This is a genomic window from uncultured Methylovirgula sp. (assembly GCF_947646745.1).
Taxonomy (GTDB): Bacteria; Pseudomonadota; Alphaproteobacteria; order Rhizobiales; family Beijerinckiaceae; genus Methylovirgula.
The window spans coordinates 1-10,713 of the sequence record NZ_CANSHK010000062.1 but is presented as its reverse complement, the minus strand read 5'-3'; the positions used below and the strand labels follow the sequence as shown (position 1 = coordinate 10,713).

The 10,713-nt window shown below is 64.4% G+C and carries 9 protein-coding genes and 1 tRNA gene; 6 read left to right on the top strand and 4 right to left on the bottom strand.

Annotated features, from left to right (window positions below; all coding sequences use genetic code 11):
- From Q0025_RS14255 to Q0025_RS14245, 3 genes are all read left to right on the top strand, one after another.
- The coding region (locus Q0025_RS14255) for an RluA family pseudouridine synthase (RefSeq protein ID WP_297300271.1) at positions 1-889 on the top strand (889 nt) is incomplete at its 5' end.
- A 182-nt stretch (positions 890-1,071) separates the two neighbouring features.
- Positions 1,072-2,001, top strand: coding sequence for an RNA polymerase sigma factor RpoH (gene rpoH / locus Q0025_RS14250; RefSeq protein ID WP_297300269.1), 930 nt, complete (start codon positions 1,072-1,074; stop codon positions 1,999-2,001).
- 98 nt (positions 2,002-2,099) lie between these two features.
- Positions 2,100-2,176, top strand: a tRNA-Pro gene (locus Q0025_RS14245).
- A 48-nt stretch (positions 2,177-2,224) separates the two neighbouring features.
- On the opposite strand, the gene Q0025_RS14240 is transcribed toward Q0025_RS14245, so the two are convergent.
- Entirely contained in the window at positions 2,225-3,274 is a 1,050-nt protein-coding gene (locus tag Q0025_RS14240; RefSeq protein ID WP_297300267.1) for an AraC family transcriptional regulator, read from the bottom strand.
- 176 nt (positions 3,275-3,450) lie between these two features.
- Here Q0025_RS14240 and Q0025_RS14235 point away from each other — a divergent pair, with 176 nt between their 5' ends.
- From Q0025_RS14235 to eutC, 3 genes are all read left to right on the top strand, one after another.
- Positions 3,451-5,016 (top strand): amino acid permease, encoded by a 1,566-nt coding sequence (locus Q0025_RS14235; RefSeq protein ID WP_297300266.1) that lies wholly within the window; start codon positions 3,451-3,453, stop codon positions 5,014-5,016.
- A gap of 83 nt (positions 5,017-5,099) precedes the next feature.
- Positions 5,100-6,479 (top strand): ethanolamine ammonia-lyase subunit EutB, encoded by a 1,380-nt coding sequence (locus Q0025_RS14230; RefSeq protein ID WP_297300264.1) that lies wholly within the window; start codon positions 5,100-5,102, stop codon positions 6,477-6,479.
- A gap of 1 nt (position 6,480) precedes the next feature.
- The gene (gene eutC, locus Q0025_RS14225) at positions 6,481-7,269 is read left to right on the top strand and encodes an ethanolamine ammonia-lyase subunit EutC (protein WP_297300262.1); all 789 of its coding nucleotides are present in this window, start codon (positions 6,481-6,483) and stop codon (positions 7,267-7,269) included.
- Here eutC and truB read toward each other — a convergent pair.
- The 3 genes from truB to infB all read right to left on the bottom strand — a co-directional run.
- Positions 7,253-8,152: a tRNA pseudouridine(55) synthase TruB gene (gene truB, locus Q0025_RS14220; protein WP_297300260.1), complete on the bottom strand. Its 900-nt coding sequence runs from the start codon at positions 8,150-8,152 to the stop codon at positions 7,253-7,255. The two genes, eutC and truB, sit on opposite strands and share 17 nt — an antisense overlap.
- Complete coding sequence (gene rbfA, locus Q0025_RS14215) at positions 8,152-8,556, bottom strand: 30S ribosome-binding factor RbfA (protein ID WP_297300259.1); 405 nt, start codon at positions 8,554-8,556, stop codon at positions 8,152-8,154. Before rbfA ends, truB begins: the two co-directional genes overlap by 1 nt.
- Positions 8,557-8,661: 105 nt before the next feature.
- Positions 8,662-10,713 (bottom strand): translation initiation factor IF-2 (gene infB / locus Q0025_RS14210; protein ID WP_297300257.1); only part of this gene is annotated, 2,052 nt, incomplete at its 5' end.

Below are 10,713 nucleotides of genomic sequence, written 5' to 3'. Positions count from 1 at the left end.
GCTGATCGAGGCCGGCGCCGTTGCCATCGATGGCGCGCCGGTGCGCGACGCGGGGCATAAGGTCAAAGCCGGACAAAGGATCGACATCACCGTGCCGGCGGCGGAAGAGCCGGTGCCGCAGGGTGAGGCAATTCCCCTCGCCATCGTTCACGAAGACCCGCACCTGATCGTCATCGACAAGCCGGCGGGGCTCGTCGTGCATCCGGCGCCCGGCCATCCGAGCGGCACCCTGGTCAATGCCCTGATCGCCCATTGCGGCGACAGCCTCTCCGGCATTGGCGGGGTCAAGCGGCCGGGCATCGTCCATCGTCTCGACAAGGATACGTCCGGCCTCATCGTCGTGGCCAAGACGGATGCGGCGCATAAGGGCTTGGCCAAGCTCTTTGCCGATCACAGCCTTGAGGCGCTGACGCGCGAATATCTCGCCTTTGTCTGGGGGGTGCCGGAGCGGCAAGCCGGCACGATCGACCTGCCGCTCGGCCGCCATAAGATCGACCGCGAGAAAATGGCCGTCGTCCGCGACGGCGCCGGCCGCGCCGCGGTGACGCATTGGGAGCTGGTCGAGACCTACAGCGGCAGCGACGGCAAGCCGGTCGCGAGCCTGCTGCGTTGCGCTTTGGAGACGGGACGGACGCATCAGATCCGAGTGCATTTGGCGCATGGCGGCCATCCGCTTTTGGGGGACGCGCTCTATGGTCGCGGCTTCAAGACCAAGGCGGCGCGGCTTGGGCCGGAGGCTCAGGCGGCGCTCGAACGGCTCGGCCGCCAGGCCCTGCACGCCGCCACGCTTGGGTTCAGGCACCCTGTTTCTGCTGAGGAATTTTTATTCGAGAGCGAACTGCCGGCGGACCTTGTGCAATTGCACACGGCGCTCGCCGCGGGGACATAGCAAAGAGGCGCCGGCGCGGCTTTGCCGCAAAATGGCGGCTCTTGGTTACCCTTTTGTAATCTCTGATCTTGGACGCGCTCTTTCGAAGGAGAGCCGGCGCTCCTATATTTCCCATACGGCAGACTTCGGTTGCCGTTTTTGAGCTCGCCGAAACGGGAGTTCGACAGGAGGGATTTTTCACAATGGCTTCAGCAGCCGCACTTCCCATTCTCTCGGGGGAAAACGGACTATCCCGCTATCTCCGCGAAATCCGCCGGTTCCCGATGCTGGAACCGCAAGAGGAATATATGCTCGCCAAGCGCTGGCGCGAGCATGAGGACCCGCAAGCGGCGCAGAAACTGGTGACGTCGCATCTGCGGCTCGTCGCCAAAATCGCCATGGGTTATCGCGGCTATGGCCTGCCGATCGGCGAAGTCATTTCGGAAGGCAATGTCGGCCTGATGCAGGCGGTGAAGCGCTTCGAGCCTGACCGCGGTTTTCGTCTCGCGACCTATGCGATGTGGTGGATCCGCGCCTCGATCCAAGAATATATCCTGCGCTCCTGGTCGCTCGTGAAAATGGGCACCACGGCGAGCCAGAAGAAGCTGTTCTTCAACCTGCGCAAGGCGAAGAGCCAGATTTCCGCGCTCGAAGACGGCGACATGAATCCGGATCAGGTCGCGACCATCGCCAAGCGGCTCGGCGTTTCGCAGCAGGATGTGATCGAGATGAACCGCCGCATGGCGGGCGACGCCTCGCTCAATGCGCCGCTGCGCGAAGAGGGCGAGGGCGAATGGCAGGATTGGCTCGTCGACGACAGCACCAGCCAGGAAAGCCTGCTCGCCAATCGCGAGGAGACCGACAACCGGCTCGATGCGCTTCACACCGCGCTCGGCGTTCTTTCCGAGCGCGAGCGGCGCATCTTTGAGGCGCGGCGTCTCGCCGAGGAGCCGATTACGCTCGAGCAATTGTCGGACGAGTTCCACATCTCGCGCGAGCGCGTCCGCCAGATCGAGGTCCGCGCCTTCGAGAAGGTGCAGGAGGCTGTGAAGGCCGGCATGGCCAAGATCGAGGCCGCCGCAACGCCGCCGGCGCTGCCGCCGACCGAGCCGCGCCACGCGCCGGCCGTTTAAGCCGGTCGAATTGCTGCTCCCGCGCCCTTGTCGGGCGCGGGCGGCCTAGCTATAAGGCATGCGCCGCGGGCGTCTGCGCCCAGACTGACCGGCAAAATCGGAGTGTAGCGCAGCCTGGTAGCGCACCTCGTTCGGGACGAGGGGGCCGGAGGTTCGAATCCTCTCACTCCGACCATTTCTTCAAATCGGCTTCTTCGAAGCGGCAGAGGTCCGAAAGCGCCGGCTAATCGCCCAGAGCCATGGCGCGGTAGTGATTCGGCGAAATGCCTTCCCAACGCTTGAAGGCGCGTGAAAACGCGCTGATCTCGGAATAGCCGAGCAAGAGCGCGATCTCGCTCACGGCGATATGGCGCTGCGCGAGATAGGCGCGCGCCTGTTCGCGCCGCACCTGCTCGACGAGCTTGGCAAAGCCGATGTTCTCATCCTCGAGCCGCCGCAGCAGCGCCGATTGCGACATCCTGAGCGCCGCGGCGATATCGGGGAATTTCACCTCGCCGGCGGCAAGATGCGTGCGGATCTCGCCCGTCAGCCGGTCCTTGAAGGCGAGCTGCGTCGTCTGCGCGACGCGCGTCAGCGTCGCGCGCAGGAGCGACAGCAATTGCGGATCGGCGCCCGGCATCGGCCGGTCGAGCTGATCGTTGCGGAACACCAGCCGATTGCTGCCGCGGCCGAAAAAGATCGGCGCGTGGAAGGCGTGCTCATGCTCTTCCGGCGCCTGCGGCGCCGCATGTTCAAGATGCACTTCCTCGGGCGACCAGGTGCGGCCGAGGCAATGGCGGAACAGATTGACGAACATGCCCATCGTCAGTTCGGCATCCTGGCGGCGATTGACGATACGGCCGTCGACGATCTGATATTCGAGATGCAGCAAGCCGTCGCGGGTGAAGAGACGGGTGCGCGTGCCCGATTGATGAAGCGGAAAATAATGCGCCAGGTTTTTGGCCGCCTCGCCCAGCGTCGGCGAAGCCAGCGCGATGAAGCCGATCAGCCCCAGCATATGCGGCTCGAACTGCTGGCCGTACCAAAGCCCGAAATTGTCTTCGCCGGTCTGCCGCGCCGCCTCTTCGAACAAGCCGCAATAGCCACGCAGATCGATTGGATCGGTGGGAATTTCCAATTGTCGGAGGTCGACGCCGGCGACCGCTGCAACGCGTTCCGGATCGCCACCGCGCGCGGTGATGAAGTCGACTGCGCCATGCGCCGCCGCCGCCAAGACGACCGAATGGTCGCCGGCCCGGTCCTGAAAAGCGGATTGCTGAACCGGCACGTCCATTCCCCGGTTGAGGACCGGACAAAGGTCAAATCTTGGCTGGAAAATGTCAAGAAAATATCTTTCGCCTGCGTCCAGACTGCGGAAGTTTCTCTTTGGGGACGGCATGCAAATCGCATTGTCGCGCTCCGTCGAGCTAAGACTAAAGGCTCCCCGAGGGGGAGTACGAGGAGGCGCCGATGTCAGCCGGACCTGAAGCCACCGATCAATCCATTCTCGAAGAAGACGTCCACGTGCTGCACCAGATGGGCTATGCCCAAGAGCTTGCGCGCGGCATGAAAAGCTTCTCCAATTTCGCGATCTCGTTCTCGATCATCTGCATCCTTGCCGGTGGCATCACGAGCTTTCAAACCGGCTTTTCGACCACCGGCGGTTTCGGCATCGGCGTCGGCTGGCTTGTCGGCGGCGTCTTCTCGCTGATCGTCGGCCTGTCGATGGCTCAGATCGGCTCGGCTTATCCGACGGCCGGCGGTCTTTATCATTGGTCGTCCATCCTGGGCGGGCGCGGCTGGGGCTGGGCCACGGCGTGGATGAACCTGCTCGGTCTGATCTTCGTCACCGCCGCGGTCACGGTCGGCGCCTATACGTTGTTCACGAGCCTGATCCTGACCAATATCTTCCATATCGATACATCGAAATGGGGCTATTGGCAGCAATTGGCCGGCGTCAGCGTCATCGCCATCGCCCAGGGCCTTCTCAATCATTTCGGCATCAAGGTGACGAGCAAGCTCACCGATTTCTCCGGCTATCTGATCTTCTTCGTCGCCATTCTGCTCACAGCGACGATGTTGTTCAGCGTGCATCATTTCGACCTGTCGCGCCTGTTTCACATCGTCAACAACACCGGCGATCCGGGCGGCGATGTCGTGCCGCGCACGAACAATCTCGTCTATGCCTTCCTGCTCGGCCTGCTGCTGCCGCTCTATACGATCACCGGCTTCGACGCCTCGGCGCACACCGCCGAGGAGACGCTTAACGCCCGGGTCGCCGTGCCGAAAGGGATCATCAATTCGATCCTTTATTCGGTGATCTTCGGCTACATCATGGTCTGCTCTTTCGTTTTGGCCATGAGCGATCCGGTGGCCGCGGCGAAGGACGGCGGCAATGTATTCTTCAACCTTCTCGCCGGCCTCGGCGTGCCGAATGCCTTGAAGGATGTGCTTTATGTCCTGATCGTCATCGCCAATTATCTTTGCTCGCTCGCCTGCGTGACCTCGACGTCGCGGATGATCTTTGCTTTCTCGCGCGACGGCGGGGTGCCCTTCCTGTCGCCGCTGCTGCGCCGGGTCAGCCCAGCCTATCGCACGCCGGTCGGCGGCATTTGGGCAACCGTGGTCCTCGCCATTGCGGCGACGCTTTATTCCTCGGCTTACAATGCCTTGGCGGCGGGTTCGGCGGTCTTCCTCTATATTTCCTATGCGATGCCGGTCGCCGCCGGCCTCTATGCCGAATCGAAAGGCTGGCTGCCGTCCGGCCCGTTCAAGCTCGGCGTCTGGTCGAAGCCGCTTGCGGTCATCACCACTCTCGGCGTTGTCGGCGTGACCTGGATCGGCCTGCAGCCGCCGAACGACATCGTCGTCAACTACGCGATCGGCATTCTCGTCTTGCTCGTCGTCGGCTGGTTCGCGCTTGAGCGCAAGCGTTTCCCCGGGCCGCCGATCAGCGCCGCCGACATTGCCAAGCGCCATGCCGAGATCCTCGCCGAAGAAGCAGCCGTCGGCGAAACGGTTCACGCCGGACTTTGATCAGGACAGGCGCGGATATTTCCGCGCCTGCTCCCCCGGGGGCTTTATAATCGTTAGCCAAAGCAAAGCTTCTGGAGCGAGAGATGGGCTACCATTATGCGACGGGAACAACCCGGTGGGCGTTCGGATCCTTGGCCGAGCTCATGGCCAAGGCGACGCCGCCGCGCTCCGGCGATATGCTTGCCGGGATCGCGGCAAGCTGCGCGGAAGAGAATGTCGCGGCCAAGCTCTGCCTTGCCGACATGCCGCTCAAGCGTTTTCTCGAAGAAACGCTCGTTCCCTACGAGAGCGATGAGATCACCCGGCTCATCATCGACACGCATGACCGGGTGGCATTCGCGCCGATCTCGCACCTGACGGTCGGCGAATTCCGCAACTTCCTGCTCTCGGACGAGGCGACTCCGGAGATTGTCTCGGCGCTGGCGCCCGGCATTACGCCGGAGATCGCGGCTGCCGTCAGCAAGCTCATGCGCAACCAGGATCTGATCCTGGCGGCAAGGAAATGCCAAGTCGTCACGAAATTCCGCGACACGATCGGCTTACCCGGCACGTTAGCGGTGCGCCTGCAACCCAATCATCCTACCGACAGCCGCGCCGGCGTCGCCGCTTCGATCGTCGATGGACTGATGTATGGCAGCGGCGATGCGGTGATCGGCATCAACCCCGCTTCCGACAGCCTGCCGGTCCTGGCCGATCTGCTGCAGCTGATCGACAGCGTCATCGCCCGGTTCGACATTCCGACGCAGGCCTGTGTGCTGACCCATGTCACGAGTTCGATCGAATTGATCAATCGCGGCCTGCCGGTCGATCTCGTCTTCCAGTCCGTCGCCGGAACCGAGGCCGCGAACCGGTCTTTCGGCGTCGACCTCGCCGTGCTGAAAGAGGGCCGCGACGCGGCCTTGTCCTTGAAGCGCGGCACCGTCGGCGACAATGTGATGTATTTCGAAACCGGCCAGGGCAGTGCGCTCTCCGCCAATGCGCATCACGGCGTCGATCAGCAGACGCTGGAGGCGCGCGCCTATGCGACATGCCGGCCGTTCAAGCCGCTGCTCGTCAACACGGTCGTCGGCTTCATCGGCCCCGAATATCTCTATGACGGCAAGCAGATCATCCGTGCCGGCCTCGAAGATCATTTCTGCGGCAAGCTGATGGGCCTGCCGCTCGGCTGCGACGTCTGCTACACCAACCATGCCGAGGCCGATCAGGACGACATGGATAATCTGATGACACTGCTGGCCGCGGCCGGGCTCACCTATATCATGGGCATTCCGGGCGCCGATGACGTCATGCTGAATTACCAGTCGACCTCGTTCCACGATGCGCTTTATTTGCGCGACGTCTTCGGCTTGAAGCGCGCGCCGGAGTTCGATGCCTGGCTCGCGCGCATGCGGATCACCGGCGCCGACGGGCGGCTCTTGCGACAGGAGACCGCGCATCCGCTCATTGCTTGGCACGAGGGCTGAGATGCGGCCGCCGGTCGTCGAGGATTTCTGGAAGAACCTGTCCCGCACGACTCAGGCGCGCATCGCCCTCGGCCGCGCCGGCGCCTCGCTGCCGACCCGGGAAGTGCTGAAGTTTTCGCTCGCTCATGCCCGCGCCCGCGATGCGGTGCATACGCCGTTCGATCACGAGAAGATCGAAGCCGAGATCCAGAAGCTCGGCTTTGCCGCCCTCTGCGTCGCGAGCGCTGCGCCGGATCGCGCGAGCTATCTGCGCCGTCCCGATTGGGGGCGTTCGCTTAGTCCCCAGAGCCGCGTGCTGCTGATCGAACAGGGCGGCAAACCGTGCGATCTGGCGATCGTCGTGGCCGACGGCCTGTCGGCAACCGCGGTCCATACCCAGACGGCGCCTTTGCTTGCCGCGTTCCAGCCGTATATCGAGCGGGCGGGCTGGCGCGTCGCGCCCGTCGTCGTCGCCAGCCAGGCGCGCGTCGCGCTCGCTGACGAAATCGGCCAGCTGCTCAAGGCGCGCGCGGTGATCGTGCTCATCGGCGAGCGGCCCGGCCTATCGTCGCCGGACTCACTCGGCATTTATCTCACTTACAATCCGAAGCCTGGCCGTAACGATGGCGAGCGCAATTGCATTTCGAACGTTCGTTATGAGGGCCTCGTGCACGATCTCGCGGCTTTCAAGCTTGCATGGCTGGTGGACGAGGCTTTGAAGCGCAAGCTTACCGGCGTCGCCCTGAAAGACGAGTCCGATGTGCTGCTCGCGGCCGAAGGCCGGCCTGCCTTGCTCAGAACGGCAGATTGAAGACGCGGCCCGGCACCAATTCGCCGCGCTCGACCGCGCCGACGGCAACGACGACGCCGCCGCAACACGCGTAGGCCACGCCATCCCCGGGCGCGTCGCGGCCGCGCAGCAGGACCGCCTGGCCGCGCCGCAGCCGTGCGGCGGAATCGCGATCGACGACGATTTGCGGCAATTCCAAAAGCCCGGCCTCGACCCGGCGCATGGCATCCGGCACCGATGCATCTTCGATCTGCGCCAGCGGCACCGCCTCGCTTTCGCCGAACGGGCCGACGCGCGTGCGCCGCAGCGCCGAAACATGGCCGAGGCAACCGAGCATCCGGCCGAGATCGCGGGCAATGGCGCGCACATACGTGCCCTTGCCGCAGCGCGCCTCGAAGGTCGCTTCGTCCGCGCCGATCGCGACAAGCGCCAGTTCATGGATGGTCACCGGCCGCGGCTGTAGGTCCGGCATCTCGCCATCGCGGGCGATGTCATAGGCGCGCTCGCCGGCGATCTTGATCGCCGAAAAGGCCGGCGGCGTTTGCAGGATCGTGCCGGTGAAGTGGGGCAGCGCCGCCAGGATAGCCGCAGTCTCCGGCCGTGCCTCAGAGCGCCCGACGATCTGACCGTCGGCATCATCCGAATCCGTCTCGATGCCCCATTGGATGGTGAAGCGATAGGCCTTCTCGCCGTCCTGCACGAAGGGCACGGTCTTCGTCGCCTCGCCGAAGGCGACCGGCAACACACCCGAGGCGAGCGGGTCGAGCGTGCCGGCGTGGCCGGCCTTTTTGGCGTTGAAGACGCGCTTCAGCCGGGCAACGGCATGGGTCGAGGTCACGCCGACGGGTTTGTCGAGCACGACCCAGCCATTGATCTCGGCGCGCTTGGAGCGAGGTGCGTTCATCAGTTCTCTGGTGTCTTGACGAGATCGCGCTTGACTTGCGGCGAGTCGAGCAGCGCGTCAATCCGCGCGCCGCAGTCGAAGCTCTGGTCCGGCTTGAAGCGGAGGTCCGGGGCGAATTTCAAGTTGACGCAATGGGCGATCTCGCCGCGCAGAAATTTTTTGTTGCGGTCGAAAGCGGTGAGCACTTCGTCCATGTCCTTGCCGCCGAGCGGCATGACATAGACGGTCGCGAGCTTGAGATCGGGGCTCATGCGCACATCGGGGATGGTCACGACATGGCCTTCGAGCACGGGGTCGTTAATTGCGCCGCGGCTCAGAAGGTTGGATACGGTATGGCGGATCATTTCGCCGACGCGCAGCATGCGCTGCGACGGCTCGCCGCCATTATGATGCAGTCTCGACATTTTCTTTAATGCCCTTCGCTTCGCCCGCCGCAGAGCGGCGGGCGCTTCTTGTCGTTGTGGGGATAAATCCGGCGCGGATATTCAAGCCCCTCGGGAGCGTGCGCCTTACAAGCTCCGCTTGATCTCCTGGACATTGTAGCACTCGATCACATCGCCGACGCGCATGTCCTGGTAATTCTCGAAGGCCATGCCGCATTCCTGCCCGGCGACAACCTCCTTCACTTCGTCCTTGAAGCGCTTCAATGTCGATAGCTTGCCTTCGTGGACAACGACATTGTCGCGGATCAAACGCACATTGGCGCCGCGCTGGACCGTGCCGTCCGTCACGCGGCAGCCCGCCACTTTGCCGACCTTGGAGATGTTGAACACCTCCAGGATGACGGCATTGCCGAGCATTTCTTCGCGCAAAGTCGGCGGCAGCAGGCCGGACATCGCCGCTTTTACGTCATCCACGAGATTGTAGATGATGTTGTAATAGCGGATCTCGATGCCCGCCTGTTCGGCAAGGCTTCGCGCTTCTTTGTGGGCGCGGACGTTGAAGCCGATCACCACGGCGTGCGAAGCTTCCGCCAAGGTCACGTCGGATTCGGTGATGCCGCCGACGCCGGCGTGCAGCACGCGTGCGGCGACCTCGTCGGTGTTGAGTTTTTCGAGCGTCGCGACGATCGCCTCGACCGAGCCTTGCACATCGCCCTTGATGACCAGCGGAAATTCCTTGCGGCCAGCCGCCTTCAACTGGCTCATCATGTCGGCGAGCGAGCTGCGCGCGCCGGTGCCGCGGGCGGCAGCCTTCTCGCGCTTCTGGCGTTCGCGATATTCGGTGATCTCGCGCGCCCGCGCCTCGGTCTCGACGACGGCGACGCGGTCGCCGGCCTCGGGCGAGCCGTTGAAACCCAGAACCTCGACCGGCGCCGAAGGCCCGGCGCTGTCCTTCGTGTCGCCCTTGTCGTCGATGAGTGCCCGCACCCGGCCCCATTGCGAACCGCCGACGATGATGTCGCCGGTGCGCAGCGTGCCGCGCTGGACAAGCACGGTCGCCACCGGGCCGCGGCCGCGGTCGAGCCGCGCCTCGATCACGGTGCCTTCGGCCGGCCGGTCCGGATTGGCCTTGAGGTCGAGCACCTCGGCCTGCAGCGAAATGGCATCGAGCAGCTTGTCGAGATTGAGCTTCTGTGTGGCCGAGACTTCGACTTCGAGCGTCTCGCCGCCGAGCGACTCGACCTGCACTTCATATTGCAGCAGTTCGGCGCGCACCCGCTCCGGCTTGGCGTCGGCTTTGTCGATCTTGTTGATGGCGACGATGATCGGCACGCCGGCGGCGCGGGCATGCGTAATCGCCTCGATCGTCTGCGGCATGACGCCGTCGTCCGCTGCGACAACGAGCACGACGATATCGGTCACCTTGGCGCCGCGGGCGCGCATCGCCGTAAAGGCGGCGTGGCCGGGGGTGTCGATGAACGTGACGAGCTGGCCGCTCGGCGCCGTCACTTGATAGGCGCCGATGTGCTGGGTGATACCGCCGGCCTCGCCGGAGACGACATTCGCGTGGCGGATGGCGTCGAGCAGTGAGGTTTTGCCGTGGTCGACATGGCCCATGATGGTGACGACGGGCGGGCGCGGCAGCAGATGCGCGTCGGCGTCGGGCGTGTCGAACAGGCCTTCCTCGACGTCGGATTCGGCGACGCGCTTGACGGTATGGCCCAATTCCTCGGCGATGAGCTCGGCCGTATCGGCATCGATCACATCGGTGATCTTGGCCATCTGACCCTGCCGCATGAGCAGCTTGATCACATCGACGCCGCGCTCCGACATGCGGTTCGCGAGCTCCTGGATGGTGATCGTCTCGGGCAGGATGACTTCGCGCGACAGCTTTTCCTTCTGCTCGGCGACATGGCCCTTGAGGCGTTGGACGCGGCGGCGGAACGCGGCGACCGAACGGGTGCGCTCATCCTCCTCGCCGGTCGCGCTGGCGACGGTGAGACGGCCGCGGTTCTTCTGCTCGCCGCCGCGCGTCGGGCGCGGCAGCACGACCTTCGTCGGCAGGCCCGGCCGGCGGATGATCCGCTTGGCCTCTTCTTCTTCCTGCGGTGTCGCCGCGCGGGCCGTGAGCGGCGCTGCGGCGGGCGTCAGGCCGAGCGGCTTGCGCGCCGCGGGCGC

Coding starts and splice junctions, on each gene's coding strand:
- Q0025_RS14235 (WP_297300266.1), top strand. CDS start 3,451: ATGTCAGCCGGACCTGAAGCCACCGATCAATCCATTCTCGAAGAAGAC.
- rpoH (WP_297300269.1), top strand. CDS start 1,072: ATGGCTTCAGCAGCCGCACTTCCCATTCTCTCGGGGGAAAACGGACTA.
- rbfA (WP_297300259.1), bottom strand. CDS start 8,556: ATGTCGAGACTGCATCATAATGGCGGCGAGCCGTCGCAGCGCATGCTG.
- truB (WP_297300260.1), bottom strand. CDS start 8,152: ATGAACGCACCTCGCTCCAAGCGCGCCGAGATCAATGGCTGGGTCGTG.
- Q0025_RS14230 (WP_297300264.1), top strand. CDS start 5,100: ATGGGCTACCATTATGCGACGGGAACAACCCGGTGGGCGTTCGGATCC.
- Q0025_RS14240 (WP_297300267.1), bottom strand. CDS start 3,274: ATGGACGTGCCGGTTCAGCAATCCGCTTTTCAGGACCGGGCCGGCGAC.
- eutC (WP_297300262.1), top strand. CDS start 6,481: ATGCGGCCGCCGGTCGTCGAGGATTTCTGGAAGAACCTGTCCCGCACG.